Consider the following 17,997-nt stretch of genomic DNA (forward strand, 5'->3'; position numbering starts at 1 on the left):
GAAAGATCATGGCAAGATATTTGGGTCCTAAGCTGAAGCTTAGCCGCCGCGAAGGTACTGACTTGTTCCTTAAGTCAGGCGTTCGTGCGATTGATACCAAGTGTAAAATTGATAACGCACCAGGCGTACACGGCGCTCGTCGCGGTCGTCTGTCTGAGTATGGCGTTCAGCTTCGTGAGAAGCAAAAAGTTCGTCGTATTTATGGCGTTTTAGAAAAACAATTCCGTAACTACTACAAAGAAGCTGCTCGCCTGAAAGGCAACACAGGTGAAAACCTGCTTCAGCTTCTGGAAGGTCGTCTGGATAACGTAGTTTACCGTATGGGTTTTGGTGCAACTCGCGCTGAAGCACGTCAGCTGGTTAGCCACAAAGCTATCCTAGTAAACGGTAAAGTAGTAAACGTTCCTTCTTTCAATGTTGCGGCAAACGACGTTGTTGCAGTTCGTGAGAAAGCGAAAAAGCAATCTCGCATCAAAGCAGCTCTAGAAGTTGCTGAACAACGCGAAAAACCAACTTGGATTGAAGTCGATGTAAACACGATGGAAGGTACTTTCAAGCGTATGCCTGAGCGTTCCGATCTGTCTGCTGACATCAACGAACAATTGATCGTCGAGCTTTACTCTAAGTAAGGTTTAAACTAAAGAGAGGACACAATGCAGGGTTCTGTAACAGAATTTCTTAAGCCACGTCTTGTTGATATCGAACAAATCAGCACGACACACGCAAAAGTAACTCTTGAGCCGTTAGAGCGTGGTTTCGGCCATACTCTGGGTAATGCACTTCGCCGTATTCTTCTATCTTCAATGCCAGGTTGTGCTGTGACTGAAGTAGAGATTGAAGGCGTTCTTCACGAGTACAGCACCAAAGAAGGTGTTCAGGAAGATATCCTTGAGATTCTCTTGAACCTGAAAGGTCTGGCTGTTCGCGTTGCCGAAGGCAAAGATGAAGTGTTCATTACACTGAACAAATCAGGCTCGGGCCCTGTGGTTGCAGGTGACATCACCCATGACGGTGATGTAGAGATCGTAAACCCTGAACACGTTATTTGTCATTTAACTTCTGACAATGCTGCGATCGCTATGCGTATCAAAGTAGAACGTGGTCGTGGTTATGTTCCAGCTTCTGCCCGTATCCATACTGAAGAAGATGAGCGTCCAATTGGTCGTTTGCTTGTTGACGCGACTTTCAGCCCAGTAGACAAAATTGCCTACTCTGTTGAAGCAGCTCGTGTTGAACAGCGTACTGACTTGGACAAGCTTGTTATCGATATGGAAACTAACGGTACTCTTGAGCCTGAGGAAGCAATCCGTCGCGCAGCAACAATTCTTGCTGAGCAATTGGATGCGTTCGTAGATCTTCGTGATGTACGTGTACCTGAGGAGAAGGAAGAGAAGCCAGAATTCGATCCGATCCTACTGCGTCCTGTAGACGATCTTGAACTAACAGTTCGCTCTGCTAACTGTCTGAAAGCAGAAGCGATTCACTACATCGGTGATCTGGTACAGCGCACTGAGGTTGAGCTTCTTAAAACGCCAAACCTCGGTAAGAAGTCTCTTACAGAGATTAAAGACGTGCTTGCATCACGTGGTCTGTCTCTGGGCATGCGTCTAGAAAACTGGCCACCAGCGTCAATCGCTGAAGATTAATCGATATTAGTTAGAAGGATTAGGTCATGCGCCATCGTAAGAGTGGTCGTCAACTCAACCGCAACAGCAGTCATCGCAAAGCGATGTTCAGCAACATGGCTAGCTCTCTAGTACGTCATGAAGTTATCAAGACTACTTTGCCAAAAGCGAAAGAGCTGCGTCGCGTCGTTGAGCCTTTGATTACACTAGCTAAGACTGACAGTGTTGCTAACCGTCGTCTAGCATTTGCTCGCACTCGTGATAACGAAGTGGTAGCAAAACTGTTTAACGAACTAGGTCCACGTTTCGCTGCACGTCAAGGCGGCTACACTCGTATTCTGAAGTGTGGTTTCCGTGCAGGTGACAAAGCTCCAATGGCATACATTGAGCTGGTTGATCGCCCAGAAGCTGCTGTTGAAGCTGCTGCTGAGTAATCAGTTCGTCATGCAATAAAAGAGCCGGGCTAGCCCGGCTTTTTTATTTCTATTTTCTGCTTTATCTGGGTGTGAAAAGTGGGTGTTGTGCTTTTTCACACTATATCTCGATTTCACACTGTATATCGATAGTGGGCATGGCATTACTGCCATAGCTTACCTAATGACGCCAATAGGTCTTGACTCGCACCTTGCTGAGTCAGGTATTGCATCAAAACAGGCACGAACTGTTCAACCATGCTGGCATCCAGTCCTAATGTATTAAAGGCTTGGTTCACTTCTTTGCGTTGCAAAATTGTGCTGAGGTTTTGATTTGGGATGAGACCATTCAAATCATTAAGGTTTGGGATTAATTGGAGCAACTCGCTTCTTTGATCTGCATTTAGGTTGTTTTGAGCCTGTGCAAGCAGGGTCGCTACGCCACCTCCCGCTTGTTGCGGTGAAAGAGGAAATTGACTGGTAAATGGAGTCAATAACTCTTGGGTTGCTTTGGATTGGGAGAGGGTTTCACCAACTAATCCAGCGAGGTCGTTTGAACCTAAAGATTTGAGGTCAGGGAAAGCCAGAGCGGATGTGCTGGCGAGCGTCGAAATAAGTAAGGCAGTAAAACGATAGTGCATGATCACTCTCCATAAATGGCGCGTAACGTATTTTCTTATTCGGTTCGAAGGTTCAGATCGAAACCTTGGATGTGAGATAGTTTAATGAAAAAAGAGCGACCCAGTGGGTCGCTCTTTGTCACATAATTGCGAAAGCGAAACTTACAGGATATCCAGCAGTTCGACTTCAAATACTAACGCTGCAAACGGAGGAATCGCTGCGCCTGCGCCACGCTCGCCATAAGCAAGGTTGTGTGGAATGTAGAGTTTCCACTTAGAGCCAACAGGCATCAGTTGCAGAGCTTCAACCCAACCGCGGATCACGCCAGTCACCGGGAATTCAGCAGGTTGGCCGCGTGATACTGAGCTATCAAACACAGTGCCATCAACCAGTTGGCCGTGGTAGTGTACGCGAACTGACTTATCGGATGTTGGGATTGCGCCATTACCTTCAACCAGTACTTCGTACTGCAGGCCTGACTCAAGAACCGTCACTTCTGGACGTAGAGCATTATCTTTCAGGAAAGCTTCACCTTCAGAAGCGGCCACTTTAGCGGCTTCTTGGCGGGCTTCTTCAGCACGCATATGGATCGCATGTAGAGCTTGGTTGATCTCATCAACAGAAATCGCTGGCTGCTCGCCAACAAGAGCGGTGGCGATACCCGCAGCAATTGCCGCTACGTTTAAGCCTTCAAGGCCACTACCTGCCAACTGTTGACCCATTTGTAGGCCAATGCCGTAGCTTGCTTTCTGTTCTACGGTTTCAAATTTTACTTCAGACATAAAAGTCACTCTTGGTCGTTCAATAAAGGTGACAGAATAGCAGGTTAGGTAGAGTGATGAAACGTTTAGCGCCCAATCGTTGCTATCCGTTCGGTGTGACTTGTCGCAGAAAGTTCAGCGAAAAACTTCAAGTTTGTGTCAAGCTTTGGCTTTCATGTCACTCGACTCTATACTCTAACCTCATGAATTTTTATACTGTGGGCAAGTAATTAAAGGACTTTGAACATGAACCGCCGCCACAAGAAGCCGCAGCAAACTGATTATCTGGCCAAAGTGCAGAATTATTGGCAGCAATTGGATTGGCCACGCTATCGCCAGCAACTGCATGCGTTATGGTTGCGCTTGCCTCCTTTTCATCGTCGAGGCTTGATGGTGCTCACGCCAGCTGTGTTGGTATTGATGGTGATCCCTTTGCCTGACAAGCAAGAAGTGGCAGCTGAAACTCCTGCCACGTCAAAGCGGATTGAGGTTGGGATCAATACGCAAAGCTTGAGTGAACAACGCACGCAAGCGCAAACCGCCCTTAAATCTTCGGCATGGCAAGAGTACGTGGTGCGTCAGGGGGATACTTTGTCGCAGGTGTTTCGTAACAACGAGCTACCACTCACTGATATTAATGCGCTGGTTAAGGTGGAAGGTTCTGATAAACCGCTGAGCCAGATCCAAGCGGGTCAACTGATCCGCTTTAAATTGGCGGAAAACGGTCAATTAGACATTTTGCAGCTTGAACGTAATAACCAATCAGTGATGTTCTTCCGTCTCTCTGATGGTGGCTTTGGGCGCAGTAAGTAATCCCCACCACTTTGCCAGCCATGCGCTAGGCAACAGAGGCAGAATAATCATTCCAATCCCCAGCCAAGTCAGTGCGTCCAGCATTTCAGCAAACCAGAATGCGCCAAAAGCTGCAACAAAGATCAATCCTGAATACTCAGCCAGTGCTATTTGGCTGGCTGGCGCTTTCTGATACGCGGCAACGGCCAAACCGTTGTAGAGCAAAATCAATCCTGAACTTGCAGCAATCCATAACCACTGAGATAAGCTGAGCGGCTGCCAATAGGCGGCCGCCAGTAAGCCGGAAATGGGGAGTGAAAAAAATGTGGTCCACATAAGTGTGGTCACGACAGGTTGGCGCTCAGGGATGGTGCGAGCGAGTAGGTTAAAGAGTGCCAACGAACATGCCGTACCCAAGGCAAACAGGGCTGCCCAATGAAATTGCGATGGGCGCAAGACAATCAGTACCCCAAGAAAGCCGGTGACGGTTGCGATAACCTTGCCGCGGCTTGGTCTCTCTTTCAGAAACAGAATTGAGAGAGGCAGCATCAATAGTGGCGCGGCGTAAAACACCGCATTGGCGGTGGCTAAGGGTAAATACGAAATCGCGACCACCATACAGCCAGCGCCCAGTAGCACTAAATGAGCGCGGATTAGGGTGACTTTAGGATCATGCAGTTGACGTAAGACTTTGGGCTGTTTTCGCCACACGGGCCAGATGAGGGCAAAAGCAAAGAGTTGGCGCAAGAACATATATTGAAAAGGTACGACTTCACCTTGCAGCATTTTGACTGCCACATCAGAGAGCGAAGCCGCCAAATTGCCCAAAACCAGTAGCCAAACAGCTAACGCTACAGGGTTCATGGTTAGGCTCTTTTCATATCAATGTGAGGAATGCCATCTTCTAGATAGGTTTCTGAGGTTGCGACAAAGCCATAGCGAGCATAAAACTCGCGCAGATGCTCCTGTGCACCAATTTCAATCGATTGTTGTGGCCATAAGTTTTGACATTGCTCAAGTGCCGTTTGCAATAGTTGGTGTCCTAAGCCATTGCCACGTGCACTGGCCTTAGTCGCCACACGGCCAAGGCTAACACTAGGATAGCTCACCCCGGCAGGCAGTAGACGTGCGCAAGCGACGAGCTCTCCATCTTGATAACCTAGCAGGTGGTGCACTTCGTTGAGTGTATCTTTGTTATCCAATTCCGGGTAGGGGCAGGTCTGCTCGACCACAAAAACATCGACACGCAGTTTGAGTAGTTCGTACAGCTGTTGGGTGGTTAATTGGCAAAAAGGGATACATTGCCAGTTGATCATCTTTATCTCCTTAAATATGAAATCTATCCACTTCCTATGAGATGCTGCAACGGCAAGTCATTTAGGTATAGGCGGATAGGAATAGCAGTACTGTAGCAGGCAGCGTAAAAACCAGCGTTAACAAAGGTTAAGGGCAAGCAAGAAAATTTAAATCAAGATTCACTGGAGCTCGGGCGCAAAATAACGATAATAGCGCTTCTTTTTTCGTCACACTGAGGACACCCCTTGAACGCCAACTCTTTTGCTGCTTTGAATCTGAAGCCTGAACTTCTTGCTAACCTTGAAACCATGGGGTTTGCCACTATGACTCCGATTCAGGCGCAATCTCTTCCTGCGATCCTTAAAGGGCAGGATGTGATTGGCCAAGGCAAAACAGGCTCCGGTAAAACCGCTGCGTTTGGTCTTGGGGTACTCTCCAACCTCAATGTGAAGCGCTTTCGTGTGCAAGCCTTGGTGCTGTGTCCAACACGTGAGTTGGCCGATCAAGTCGCGACCGATATTCGTACGCTAGGGCGTGCTATCCACAATATCAAAGTGTTGACGCTGTGTGGCGGTATGCCAATGGGGCCGCAGATCGGATCCCTTGAGCATGGCGCGCATATTTTGGTCGGAACGCCGGGACGGATTTTGGATCATTTGAGTAAAGATCGTATCGATCTGAGTGAGCTCAATACCTTGGTATTGGATGAAGCTGACCGCATGCTCGAAATGGGTTTCCAAGAAGCGCTGGAGGCGATCATTGCTGCCGCGCCAGCCGAGCGTCAAACCTTGCTGTTTAGTGCAACTTATCCCGCTAGCATTGAGCAGATTGCACAAAGCGTGACTCGCAATGCGCTGATGATTAAAGTTGAGGCGACCCACGATACTTCAAGCATTCGTCAATATTTCTACAAAGTAGAAGGCAGTGCTGCGCGTGATGAGGCTCTGGAAACGTTGCTCTTGCACCATCAACCGACTTCTTCGGTGGTGTTCTGTAACACCAAACGTGAAGTACAAAATGTTGCCGATGCCCTGCATCAAAGCGGTTTTAGCGTGATTGAACTGCATGGTGATATGGAGCAGCGTGAGCGCGACCAAGCCTTAGTGCAATTTGCCAATAAGAGTATTTCTATTCTGGTGGCGACCGATGTTGCGGCTCGTGGTCTGGATGTCGATAACCTTGATGCAGTGTTTAACTACGATCTGTCTCGCGATCCTGAAGTGCATGTACATCGCATCGGGCGTACTGGTCGTGCGGGAAGTAAGGGCTTAGCGTTTAGCTTCTTTAGTGACAACGAGAGCTACCGTGTGGCGCAGATTGATGAGTACATGGATATCGCGATTGAACCTTCAACCTTGCCGCAACCGGCTGCAGGCGCTCGTCCTTACGCGGCGAATATGGTCACCATTCAGATTGACGGTGGTAAGAAAGATAAGGTGCGTCCCGGTGATATCCTTGGCGCACTGACCAGTGATGGCGAACTGACTGCGGAGCATATCGGCAAGATTAACCTGTTCCCGATGCGTGCTTATGTGGCCGTGCACAAGAAAATCGCCCACAAAGCGCTGAATAAAATTGCCAACGGTAAGATGAAGGGACGCCAGTTCCGCGCTCGCTTACTCAAATAATCTCATGCATCCTGTCTCAGCCGTGCTTTAATGCGGCTGAGGCTAATTGGCGTGATCCCCAAATACGCGGCGATGTGATGATCGCAAAGCCGCGCCATCAAATCTGGAAACTGAGCACACATCACTTGGTAACGCTGTTCTGGGCGATAGAGCAACATAAAGCGCTCTTTTTGCTCCTTGTACAGCAGTTGTGTCTCAAGTAAACGTTGATAGAGCGGGTGACCGCTAGAGCGCCATTCACGTAACACCTCAATCGGTACGCCCATCAGTTGTACTGGAGATAAGGTTTCCAGCATGAAGGGGGAAGCTTGCTCACGCAACAAACTTTCAAAACCAATCGCCCAGTCTTGCTCCCAATAAAACTCTTTACTGAAACTTTTGCCCTCTTCGGTGAGATAGCAAGCGTGGCATAGCCCTGCGAGCACCCAATAGGCAAAGGGAGTGGTTTCTCCTTGTGCGACCAATACATGTCGTGTTGGCAGCTCGAGTGGCTGAGCGACACTTTGCAATTGAGTACATTCGGCATCGGAAAAACCATGCTGTTTTAGATAAGCGTGAAACAGTGCTTGCATAAAAGCCTCATAGAAAAGAAAACAGCCACTCTAGGTGGCTGTCTACTTTACGTGATAACCCAAGTGACTTGAAGCGGCTGCTGTATTGGTTGCCGTTTCAATAGGGGGTTATTGATGCTTATTTTTGTAAGTCGATGCGATACACCGCGAAGCCAACATCATCACTGGCGACTTGGGTCATCGGATATTGACCTTTTTGTTTAATAAACTGGGTGGCTTTATCGCTTGGTGAGGTTTCAAAGCGAATATCCAACTTGGTTTTGCTGCTGATCGGAGCAAATGACCAGTTGTTGTCCGCACTTGGCGTCACTTCGCCTTTGTCCTTACTTACGCGAGCAATGTAATCGGCCACTACTGTGCGGTTTTCATCGGGTGAATCAAACGCGACAAACTCAGCGCCTGTGCCGGGGAATTTGTTGCTGTAGGCACGATAGTTGTTGGTGGCGATCAAGAAGGTTTGTTGGGTATCAATTGGCTTACCTTGATAAGTCAGTTGCACGATGCGCTGTGAATTTGGGTTGATCAGTTTGCAGTCACCATCGTAGCGCGCAGGCTGAGTCACATCGATCTGGTAATTGACGCCATCAATCACATCAAAGTTGTAAGTGCGGAAGCCATCCCAGTTGATGAGAGATTGCGGTGCGCTAGACGTCACATCAATCTGGTTAAACTGGCCTGCTGAGCACTCTAACCACTCTTTAAGCTGCTGACCGCTCACTTTCATGGTGACTAAGGTGTTCGGGTACAGGTAAAGGTCGGCGGCATTACGGAAAGTCAGCTCGCCCGCTTCCACTTCAGTGAAACCGTTAGGATCGTCTTTACGGCCACCGGCTTTGAAAGGCGCAGCGGCAGATAGCACTGGCAAACCATCAAGGTTTGGATCGCCTTGAATAAAGCGCTCGACATAATCTTTCTGCGCGAGGTTGACGATTTGTACCGTTGGGTCATCTTGCACCAGTGATAAGAAGCTGTACATCACGTCGTTCGCTTTGCCGATTGGCTGGTTAACAAAGTCGCGTGTACCTTGATGATCGTGTTGCAGCGCTTGCACCATAGTGGCATCGGCTTCGACAAGCGCTTTCTTATTGGCTTTGTCAAAGATTGGGCGAGCTTCGGATTGACCGGAAGTCACTGCCCAGCGACCTTGCTGCTTTTCTAAGGTCAGATCCATCACCCCAACATGGCTACCCCAACGGCCCGGCATCACAGCGGTCACGCCATTAATGGTACCTTTATCGATGTCTGCGCCCGGTACATTAGCAAAATCTTTACCCGGGAAGACGGCGTGAGAGTGACCAAAAGCAATCGCATCAATGCCTTTCACTTGGGTCAGGTAGTAAACCGAGTTTTCTGCGCCAGCTTGGTATTCATCGGTGCTGATCCCAGAGTGGGGGATGGCGACAATCACATCCGCGCCTTTGGCTTTCATCTCAGGGATAAGTTTTTCTGCGGTTTGTTTGATATCGGCTGCGGTCACTTTACCTTCGAGATTTTTCTTATCCCACACCATGATTTGTGGCGGAACAAATCCGATATAACCGACCTTGATGGTATGTGCCTCTCCATCGGTATCTTTAAAGCTGTGCTCTTTAATCACATAAGGCGTGAATAAGTGCTGACCTGTTTTGGCATCAAACACGTTGGCGTTGATGTAAGGGAAGGCGGCATCGTTGATGGTCTCTTTTAAAAACTCAAGGCCGTAGTTAAATTCGTGGTTACCTATGTTACCCACATCATAACCTAGCGGATTCATGGCTTTATAAACGGGGTGCACTTCGCCAGCCTTGATGCCTTTCGCTGCCATGTAGTCACCCATCGGGCTACCTTGGATCAAATCACCGTTATCGACCAGCACACTGTTTTCGACTTCGGCGCGAGCTTGCTTAACCAGCGTGGCGGCGCGCGTCAGGCCAATTTGATCGGAGGCTTTATCTTTGTAGTAGTCGTAATCCATCAAATTGGTATGAATATCCGTGGTTTCAACAATACGTAGTTTGATCGTATCGGCCATTACAGGGCCCGCCATAGCTAACAGGCCGCCAAGTACCGCTAAAGAAACAGGTTTGATCATCATGGTCATCACAGACTCCAGAATGAGTTACAGAAGGGGGGAAATAAAAACAACTCGATAAATGTAACAAAAATCGATGAAACAAAAATTTCACTCATAACCAAATTGTGATGTGGCGCGATACCTTTGTCTGAAATTGCCCGGTTGATCCCAGTTGGCATGCTGCTGTTGTCCTGACTGTGTAGAGTAATCTGCTGAGCTTAGGCCTTTATGACCATTTCACTCCGCTTATATCAGCTTTTGGAATAAAAAATGAAATTATAGAATTTCAGGTAATAAACGTAACTGCTCATAATGCCTGCAACAGACCAATTAAGGATCAAGATTATGGCGCAGGATGCGGTAACTCCCCTTCGTAAAACCCCTCGCTTAGCCGTTGTAGAAGGCTCAGGTTATGTGCGTGCCGCGCGTAGCCAACTGCAAGCAGGAGAAGTGGCGCTGGTGGGGGCAGGCCCGGGCGATCCTGAGCTGCTGACAGTCAAAGCACTCAGTTATCTCCAACAAGCGGATGTGGTGCTCTACGACTACTTAGTGTCCGATGAAATCATGGCTCTGATCCCAAGCGAGACGATTTTAGTCTGTGTCGGGAAACGCGCAGGCCATCACAGTGTGCCGCAGGAGAAAACCAATCAACTCTTGGTGGATTTTTCCCGTCAAGGTTATCGCGTGGTGCGCATCAAAGGCGGCGATCCTTTTATGTTTGGCCGCGGCGGCGAAGAACTGGAAGTGCTGTTTGAAGCTGGCGTGAAATTTCAGGTTGTCCCCGGCATCACCGCCGCCGCTGGTGCAACGGCGTATGCTGGTATTCCGCTCACTCATCGTGATTACGCCCAATCGGCGCTGTTTGTCACCGGTCATTTAAAAGCACAAGCCGAGGATCTGGATTGGTCAACGCTGGCGCGTGGTAAGCAAACCTTAGTGATTTATATGGGCTTGAGCAACGCTGCGGCAATCGCTGAACAGCTCCAGTTGCATGGCCGCCAAGCGAGCACGCCTGTGGCAATCATTGAACGTGGCACTCAAGTCAATCAACAGGTGCTGATTGGTACACTGCAAACTTTGCCCAATTTAGCCAGCCAAGCGCAATCTCCGGCGCTGATTGTGGTGGGTGAAGTGGTCGCGCTTGCCGCCAAGCTGCACTGGTTTGGCGAACAAGGCGCAACACAGCAGCTTGAGGCGGCGCAGTCGGCGTAAGGTGCCGCATTCATCTTCTTGGTCACTACTTAAAATTTCACACTACGGCGCTGCTTAAGGGCAGCGCGCCGCCGTCAGGCAAGCGAAAAGGAAGCAGGTAAAATGGATCAACAGCGTTTAACCCATTTAAAACAGTTGGAAGCAGAAAGCATCCACATCATTCGTGAAGTGGCGGCCGAATTTGATAATCCGGTGATGATGTACTCGATTGGCAAGGATTCATCGGTGATGTTGCATTTAACGCGCAAAGCGTTTTATCCGGGCAAGATCCCTTTTCCTTTGTTGCACGTCGATACCGACTGGAAGTTTCGCGACATGATTACGTTTCGTGATGCGACAGCCAAAAAGTACGGCTTTGATCTTATCGTGCATAAAAATCCAGAAGGATTGGCGGCGGGGATCAACCCATTTGATCACGGCTCCTCTAAGCACACCGACATCATGAAAACCCAAGGCTTGAAGCAGGCGTTGAACAAATATGGCTTTGATGCGGCCTTTGGTGGTGCGCGACGCGATGAAGAGAAATCGCGTGCTAAAGAGCGTGTCTACTCTTTTCGCGATAAAAACCACACTTGGGACCCGAAAAATCAGCGTCCAGAGCTATGGCGCACCTATAACGGCCAGATCAACAAAGGTGAAAGCATTCGGGTGTTCCCACTCTCGAATTGGACGGAGCTGGATATCTGGCAATACATCTATTTGGAAAACATTGAGATTGTTCCGCTGTATCTGGCGGATGTCCGTCCAGTCGTACAGCGTGATGGCATGCTGATCATGGTAGATGATGATCGGATGAAGCTGCGCGAAGGTGAACAGATTGAGCACAAGAGCGTGCGTTTTCGCACCTTAGGCTGTTACCCACTGACCGGAGCTATCGAGTCACAAGCCAATATATTGACCGAGATTATTGAAGAGATGCTGGTGGCGACCTCCAGTGAGCGCCAAGGCCGCGCGATCGACCACGATCAGTCGGGATCAATGGAACTGAAAAAACGTCAAGGTTACTTCTAAGGATCGAAGGAAAGCGTATGAACAATGCAGTCAAAGAGCAGCTCGCTGAGCTCGGTATTGAAGGTTACCTCAATCAGCATCAACACAAATCGTTACTGAGATTCTTAACTTGTGGCTCGGTCGATGATGGTAAAAGCACTCTGATCGGTCGTTTGCTCCACGATTCAAAGCAGATTTATGAAGATCAACTGGCTGCCGTCCATAACGATAGCCAGCGAGTGGGCACTACGGGCAGTCGCCCAGACTTAGCGCTGCTGGTGGATGGTTTGCAAGCTGAGCGTGAGCAAGGCATCACCATTGATGTGGCGTATCGTTATTTCTCAACTCAGAAGCGCAAATTCATCATTGCCGATACACCGGGGCATGAGCAGTACACGCGTAATATGGCGACAGGCGCATCGACTTGTGATCTAGCGGTGATCTTGATTGACGCGCGTAAAGGCGTGCTGGATCAAACGCGGCGTCACTCATTTATCTCCAACTTACTTGGCTTGAAACACTTTATTGTGGCGGTCAACAAAATGGATCTGGTCGATTATTCGCAAGATCGTTTTGAACAGATCCGTGCAGAATATCTTAATTTTTCAAAGCATTTACAGGGAGAGACCGAGATTCAGATCATCCCGCTTTCGGCATTGGAAGGCGATAACGTGGTCGAAAAAAGCCGTTTGATGGATTGGTATCAAGGCCCATCACTGCTTGAGCTACTGGAAAATGTCGATATTGATCGCGACAAGAGCAGTGGAGCGTTTCGCTTCCCAGTACAGTATGTGAATCGTCCTAACCTCGATTTTCGCGGTTTCGCGGGTACGATTGCTTCTGGAGTGGTGAAAGTCGGCGATAAAATCAAAGCGCTACCATCGGGGAAAACCTCAACCGTGACAAGGATTGTGACTTTTGATGGCGATTTGCCTCAAGCACAAGCCGGTTTGGCGGTCACTTTGACACTGGCTGATGAAATTGATATTAGCCGTGGTGACTTGATTGTGCTGGAAAGTGCACAAGTCGACAGCACTAATCATTTGTTGGCGGATGTGGTGTGGATGACAGAACAGCCACTGCAAGTGGGGCGTGATTACGATATTAAAATCGTGGGCAAGAAAACCGTCGGTCAAGTAAAAGCGGTGCGTCATCAGTACGACATCAATAACTTGTCGACCTACCATGCCGAGAGTTTACCGCTTAATGGGATTGGGTTGTGCGAGTGGACGTTTACCCAAACTGTCGCGCTTGATAAATATCTGGATTGTGCCGATACCGGTGGTTTCATCATTATCGACCGCCTGACAAACGTGACCGTTGGCGCGGGTTTAGTGCGTGACAGTTTGCAAAATATCACTGGCCAAACCGAGTCGTTTTCAGCCTTTGAACTTGAGCTCAATGCCTTGGTGCGTAAGCACTTCCCACATTGGCAAGCGATTGATTTAAGCCGCTTAGGTAAAGCGTGAGTGAGGATGGATGAGTAAGCAAGCAGACAGCCTGTGCTTTGAACAAGATGCCAAGCCAGAGAATGTAGTGTGGCATCGTCATGCGGTGGATAAAGCGCAACGTGCGGCGCTGAAACAGCAGCGCCCTGCGGTACTCTGGTTTACCGGTTTATCGGGTGCGGGCAAATCGACCGTGGCAGGGGCGCTTGAGAACCGTTTAGCGGCGCTTGGGTATCACACTTATCTGCTGGATGGTGATAACGTGCGCCACGGTTTGTGTAGCGATCTCGGCTTTTCTGAACAGGATAGACGGGAAAACATTCGCCGCATTGGTGAGCTTGCCAAACTGATGGCGGATGCGGGTTTGATTGTGCTGACCGCGTTTATTTCACCCCATCGCGTTGAGCGCCAAATGGTGCGTGACTTGTTGCCAAATGGCGAGTTTCTAGAGGTGTACGTCAACACATCACTCGATGTGTGCGAAGCGCGTGACCCGAAAGGCTTGTACAAAAAGGCACGCGCCGGAGAAATTCGCCAATTTACTGGGATTGATTCCGCCTATGAAGCGCCGCTCAATCCGGATATCGATTTACCGGCGGGTGAAAAAAGCGTGGATGAGTTGGTGGCGCAGTGCCTACAGGCGTTAGCAGAGCGTCATATCATTCAACGTTGGGTATAACTCTTTAGATTCAAAATAAACCAAAAGCGACCATCCGGTCGCTTTTTTGATCTCTTTATTGAGAGCATGTCATCAGACGGTGTGGTGAATCGAGCTGCTGCTCACTTCAGTCTGTACGGTGAATTTCTGAGTCAGAAGTGCGACCAGCTGATCGTAATAAGTCATATTGGGTTTGTTACCGAGCAGTCGACACAGTTCATTGCCGGTTGGGCTAAAACGATAATAGATCAGGCGCACGCCTTTGCTGGTTGGCTGCAGATGCAGATTTTTACCCTGATAGCTAAGGAGTAGGGCGGGTTCGGCTTCAATCTCGCCCGATTCCAATTCCGTTGCGTGCAAAAGACCCAGCTCAATCAATACCAACAAGCTGGAATAAGGCAGTTGATGATTGCCTATATTGATGGCTTGGGTGGTAATGCGCTTGCCGAGACTAAACAAGCTATTTTGCGCTTTGTAGCCAATCAGCAATTTCAAGCTGGTGTCTGAGCCAAAACTGCACGCCAGCGCGGCGGCGCGTTGTAAAATCTGCGCTTCTTTGGGCGTCATATCCTGCAGCACCTTCAGTGCTTTCATGGAGGTAAAGCCGGGATTGGTCACTTCACGTTTCAGCACTTGCGCCCACAGGCGCTGCATGGAGCTATTGTGAATGTCCTGCGCCATATCAAAAAAGCGATATAGCCAATCTTGGTCTGGGTCGCCAGCGCTTTCATTACGGCAAGAGCTGTGCGCAAGCTTAATGATCTGCTCTAAGTTTTTCTGGCGCTGCTCTTTACGTTGTCGCTCGCGATGTACTGCTCGTTCTAATGCGCTGTTTTCCGGCGATTCTGTTAATAGCTGGGCATCTAAGCCGTGATGACGGGCGATAACCAAAATGCGGCTACCACTGTCTTTGACGTAATGGGAGTGGGTTCGTTTCTCTTGGCTCTGTTGAGAGTCATGCTCGATCACAACAGGCGTCATATTGTCCGCCATGCGCTTCCTGAAAGCCTCTGCTGCGTTTTTGGTCTGCTGTAAAATTTACTCTGTTCGCCGCTGAGCAGCCAGTGAAACTCTCTGACGTAGTGCACAATTTTGTGCTATCACAAATGATAATAAATTGTTAAAGTTGTTATTAATCTTTGTGGGGTGGCTATGAAGTATTGGAAAGAGCGCAAATTGGCCAAGTACCTATCGCTATTAATCTTATTTATCGGCTATTTCTCGGTACTGGCGTATCTATCGAAATATTTGGTGTAACCTCCCCGCGCAAGCGCAGGGAGGGCACAGCGTTTTCTCTCTGCGGTTACATATCGTCGTATTCGGCGATCTCAGTACCGATAATGGTGTAAGCCGTTTCCGCTAGATCATGACTGAGCGATTCGGTTTTCAATTCCCCAATCACATAAATCACATCCCACAGCTCTTGGATCGGAGCACCTTTAGGAAACTTGACGTAAATAATCTGGTTAGGTGGCGGTGGTGGCACGTGAATACACGCACCAAAGTAAGGCACCAATAAAAACTCGGTGACCTTTTTATCATCGCCTTCAAGCGGGATCACAAAGCCGGGAATTTTGACCCGACTGCCGTTCAGCTCCTTACGGACAGTGCCAATCTGTTGCTGCTTGGCAGGTTCATTACCATTATGATCCGGCATCGGCATACCTTGTTGATCAAACAAGTTACGCTCATTCTCTGGAATGAGATCGAGCCAGTCGAGTTGTAACACATCCTGCTCACTGGCAGTGGTGTCTTGATTAGCCAATAGTGGCGTTGAGAACAGCGGCGCCATGATGAGGCTCGCTATCAACATAAAACGTTTCATCGAATGCTTCCTTGTGATCCTTCTCGTTGTGAGTCAGTCACCTATTTTATACCTATAAGCGAATGGTCATGCCATCACTGAGCGATTGTCGATAAGCGCGCAGTGCGGGAATAAACCCAATCACTATACCTGCCAGTTGTACGCAGCCGAGCAACTGCCATTCATAAGCGGTTAACCCAGCCAGCGCAATTTGAATGCCGTACTGGCTTGCAATCAGTGGCGCGGCGAGCGCCAGTAGCAAATAAAGCACACTCACGCCAAGCAGGATGCCCACGAGTGTCAGTACACTTGCTTCGCTGACCAACAAAGCAAACACATGCTGTGGCCTTGCGCCCATTGCACGTAAAATCGACATCTCTCTGCGCCGCTCTTGTAAGCTGGTCAGTAAGCTACTGAGCATACCGAGCAACCCTGCTACCACCACAAAAACGGAGACAGCCATCAGTGCTTGTTCAGCGACGGACATCATACCCCACAGTTCATGCAGTGCTACGCCGGGCATGATAGCGCTGAGCGGCTCTTGCGGATAGTCATTGATCTGTCGCTGCAGGGCAAAAGTTTGGATTTTTGATTTGAGTCCAACCAGCATGGCGGTGATCTGCTTAGGCGTGAAATCACGCTGTGCCAGTTGTTCGGCGCTGGGTTGATGGCCAAGATTGGCGCCGGACTCCCAACCGACATGGATCGCCTCTATCGCTTCTAAGGAAACATGCACAGTTTTATCAACTGGGGTGCCCGTGGGAGCCAAAATGCCGACCACAGTAAAGGGCAGGTTATCGTGGCGGCTAAAGCCGACATCACTGATGCCATGGGCGATGATAATTTGGCTGCCGACTTGATAGCCAAGCGTTTGGGCGACATCGGCGCCAATCACGGTTTCAAATAACCCATTGAACTCTCGCCCTTGGGAAAAAGTCAGTGGTTGCTTACTTCCGTAACGATAATGTTCAAAATAGCTGTGATTGGTGCCAAGTACGCGAAATCCTTTATGTGAATCACCTAAAGAGATCGGAATTGCCCATTTCACGGCAGGGTGCTGGCTAAATTCTTGGTAACTTTTCCAATCAATATTGTTGGTGGCATTGCCAATCCGAAACACAGAATAGAGCAGTAAATTAACTTGCCCAGAGCGTCCGCCGACGATCAAATCGGTACCAGAAATGGTATTGGCAAAACTCTCTTTCGCTTGAGTGCGGATGCGCTCTACCCCAAGCAGTAACACCACGGCGATAGCAACGGTTAACACGGTGAGCAGAGCCGTTGCTTTGCGATTGAGTAGGCTTTTCCACGCTAAATTCAGGATAACTTTCATTGCCAACCTCCTGCACGATTGAGAGTAGGTAAGTGAACACTTCGCTCAAAAAGCTTTTCCAGCGTTGGGTCATGGCTAACAAAAACTAAAGTGGAACCGACTCGCTCCGCTTCTTCACGCAGCAGAGCAATAAAAGCTTCACGGTTATCGTAATCGAGGGCAGACGTGGGTTCGTCGGCGATGATCAGTTTGGGCTCGCCAATTAATGCTCGCGCCGCGGCGACGCGTTGCTGCTGGCCGATACTGAGTTCGGTCACGGGTTTATTCAGTAAAGCGCTTGGCAGATGCAATCTTTCCAACAGCGATTGCGCTTTGTGCGATAAGGGACCATCCACTTGCTGTTTACGCAACGCGGAAAAGTGGCATGGTAAGGTCACGTTATCTAACACCGACAGATAAGGCAGCAGATTAAATTGTTGGAAAATATAGCCTATATGGTCGGCGCGGAAGCGATCGCGCTGACTGGCACTCAAGCGGCTTAAGTCACTGCCAAGTAAAGAGACGACACCTTGTGTTGCGGTATTAATGCCAGTTAAAAGGCTAAGTAACGTGGACTTGCCGCAGCCACTGGGGCCTTTGACAAACAGGTGTTCACCCCGAGCAATCTGTAAATGGGCAATATCCAAGGTGGGTGAGCTGGCTCCCGGCCAACAGAACACCACATCATTCAACTCAATCACGGATGAAGTAGGATCAGAACGGTGAGCAGGCATCATGGCTCCTCATGTGTGCAGGGAAAATCAAAGCATCTCCAATGAGGGATAGGTGAGAGTCACCTATCCCGAGCGGTG

18 protein-coding genes and 1 pseudogene are annotated in these 17,997 nt (G+C 49.1%); 9 read left to right on the plus strand and 10 right to left on the minus strand.

Features of this window, described 5'->3' with window-relative positions:
- Positions 1-8: 8 nt before the first annotated feature.
- Genes rpsD through rplQ form a run of 3 tightly spaced genes read left to right on the plus strand, consistent with a single transcriptional unit; the run spans position 9 to position 2,059 of the window.
- Positions 9-629, plus strand: coding sequence for a 30S ribosomal protein S4 (gene rpsD, locus GOU96_RS03820; RefSeq protein WP_000135216.1), 621 nt, complete (start codon positions 9-11; stop codon positions 627-629).
- A 24-nt stretch (positions 630-653) separates the two neighbouring features.
- Complete coding sequence (locus GOU96_RS03825) at positions 654-1,646, plus strand: DNA-directed RNA polymerase subunit alpha (protein WP_001162087.1); 993 nt, start codon at positions 654-656, stop codon at positions 1,644-1,646.
- Between the two features lie 26 nt (positions 1,647-1,672).
- A complete protein-coding gene (gene rplQ / locus GOU96_RS03830; RefSeq protein ID WP_001216360.1) occupies positions 1,673-2,059 on the plus strand; it encodes a 50S ribosomal protein L17 in 387 nt (128 codons plus the stop codon).
- 143 nt (positions 2,060-2,202) lie between these two features.
- Here rplQ and GOU96_RS03835 read toward each other — a convergent pair whose 3' ends face one another.
- A complete protein-coding gene (locus tag GOU96_RS03835; protein WP_042989285.1) occupies positions 2,203-2,679 on the minus strand; it encodes a DUF2780 domain-containing protein in 477 nt (158 codons plus the stop codon).
- 141 nt (positions 2,680-2,820) lie between these two features.
- Positions 2,821-3,441, minus strand: coding sequence for an FKBP-type peptidyl-prolyl cis-trans isomerase (locus GOU96_RS03840; protein ID WP_000005601.1), 621 nt, complete (start codon positions 3,439-3,441; stop codon positions 2,821-2,823).
- Positions 3,442-3,666: 225 nt separating this feature from the next.
- Here GOU96_RS03840 and GOU96_RS03845 point away from each other — a divergent pair, with 225 nt between their 5' ends.
- Positions 3,667-4,233, plus strand: coding sequence for an OapA family protein (locus tag GOU96_RS03845; RefSeq protein WP_001081782.1), 567 nt, complete (start codon positions 3,667-3,669; stop codon positions 4,231-4,233).
- Here the strand turns inward: GOU96_RS03845 and GOU96_RS03850 are convergent.
- Together GOU96_RS03850 and GOU96_RS03855 are read right to left on the minus strand one after the other, a co-directional pair.
- Positions 4,183-5,076: a DMT family transporter gene (locus GOU96_RS03850; protein ID WP_032474790.1), complete on the minus strand. Its 894-nt coding sequence runs from the start codon at positions 5,074-5,076 to the stop codon at positions 4,183-4,185. The two genes, GOU96_RS03845 and GOU96_RS03850, sit on opposite strands and share 51 nt — an antisense overlap.
- A gap of 2 nt (positions 5,077-5,078) precedes the next feature.
- On the minus strand, positions 5,079-5,528 hold the full coding sequence (locus tag GOU96_RS03855) for a GNAT family N-acetyltransferase (protein WP_000611535.1): 450 nt from the start codon (positions 5,526-5,528) through the stop codon (positions 5,079-5,081).
- Between the two features lie 225 nt (positions 5,529-5,753).
- Here GOU96_RS03855 and dbpA point away from each other — a divergent pair, with 225 nt between their 5' ends.
- Entirely contained in the window at positions 5,754-7,136 is a 1,383-nt protein-coding gene (gene dbpA / locus GOU96_RS03860; RefSeq protein WP_000993354.1) for an ATP-dependent RNA helicase DbpA, read from the plus strand.
- A gap of 2 nt (positions 7,137-7,138) precedes the next feature.
- On the opposite strand, the gene GOU96_RS03865 is transcribed toward dbpA, so the two are convergent.
- Both GOU96_RS03865 and cpdB read right to left on the minus strand, forming a co-directional pair.
- Entirely contained in the window at positions 7,139-7,708 is a 570-nt protein-coding gene (locus GOU96_RS03865; protein ID WP_001148210.1) for a Crp/Fnr family transcriptional regulator, read from the minus strand.
- A gap of 118 nt (positions 7,709-7,826) precedes the next feature.
- On the minus strand, positions 7,827-9,734 hold the full coding sequence (cpdB, locus tag GOU96_RS03870; RefSeq protein WP_002034585.1) for a 2',3'-cyclic-nucleotide 2'-phosphodiesterase: 1,908 nt from the start codon (positions 9,732-9,734) through the stop codon (positions 7,827-7,829).
- A 372-nt stretch (positions 9,735-10,106) separates the two neighbouring features.
- Between cpdB and cobA the strand changes: the two genes are divergently transcribed.
- From cobA to cysC, 4 genes and pseudogenes are all read left to right on the plus strand, one after another.
- Positions 10,107-10,973, plus strand: coding sequence for a uroporphyrinogen-III C-methyltransferase (gene cobA, locus GOU96_RS03875; protein WP_029627669.1), 867 nt, complete (start codon positions 10,107-10,109; stop codon positions 10,971-10,973).
- Between the two features lie 66 nt (positions 10,974-11,039).
- Positions 11,040-11,984 (plus strand): annotated as a pseudogene (gene cysD, locus GOU96_RS03880) (sulfate adenylyltransferase subunit CysD); the annotation flags it as partial.
- Between the two features lie 17 nt (positions 11,985-12,001).
- Positions 12,002-13,432 (plus strand): sulfate adenylyltransferase subunit CysN, encoded by a 1,431-nt coding sequence (gene cysN / locus GOU96_RS03885; RefSeq protein WP_108315024.1) that lies wholly within the window; start codon positions 12,002-12,004, stop codon positions 13,430-13,432.
- Between the two features lie 10 nt (positions 13,433-13,442).
- Positions 13,443-14,090 carry an adenylyl-sulfate kinase gene (gene cysC / locus GOU96_RS03890; RefSeq protein ID WP_108315023.1) on the plus strand — a complete coding sequence of 216 codons (648 nt, stop codon included), beginning with the start codon at positions 13,443-13,445 and terminating at the stop codon, positions 14,088-14,090.
- Between the two features lie 72 nt (positions 14,091-14,162).
- Here the strand turns inward: cysC and GOU96_RS03895 are convergent, their stop codons facing one another.
- The 4 genes from GOU96_RS03895 to GOU96_RS03910 all read right to left on the minus strand — a co-directional run bounded on the left by GOU96_RS03895 (position 14,163) and on the right by GOU96_RS03910 (position 17,919).
- A complete protein-coding gene (locus tag GOU96_RS03895; protein WP_000774796.1) occupies positions 14,163-15,062 on the minus strand; it encodes a TIGR03899 family protein in 900 nt (299 codons plus the stop codon).
- Between the two features lie 310 nt (positions 15,063-15,372).
- A complete protein-coding gene (locus tag GOU96_RS03900; RefSeq protein WP_000819707.1) occupies positions 15,373-15,894 on the minus strand; it encodes a DUF3299 domain-containing protein in 522 nt (173 codons plus the stop codon).
- A 52-nt stretch (positions 15,895-15,946) separates the two neighbouring features.
- A complete protein-coding gene (locus GOU96_RS03905; RefSeq protein WP_000864642.1) occupies positions 15,947-17,206 on the minus strand; it encodes an ABC transporter permease in 1,260 nt (419 codons plus the stop codon).
- Entirely contained in the window at positions 17,203-17,919 is a 717-nt protein-coding gene (locus GOU96_RS03910) for an ABC transporter ATP-binding protein (protein WP_174500179.1), read from the minus strand. The genes GOU96_RS03905 and GOU96_RS03910 overlap by 4 nt, the downstream gene beginning before the upstream one ends.
- Positions 17,920-17,997 lie beyond the last annotated feature (78 nt).

Origin of the sequence: Vibrio sp. R-1 (genome assembly GCF_035615595.1) — a bacterium.
Lineage (GTDB): Bacteria > Pseudomonadota > Gammaproteobacteria > Enterobacterales > Vibrionaceae > Vibrio > Vibrio cholerae.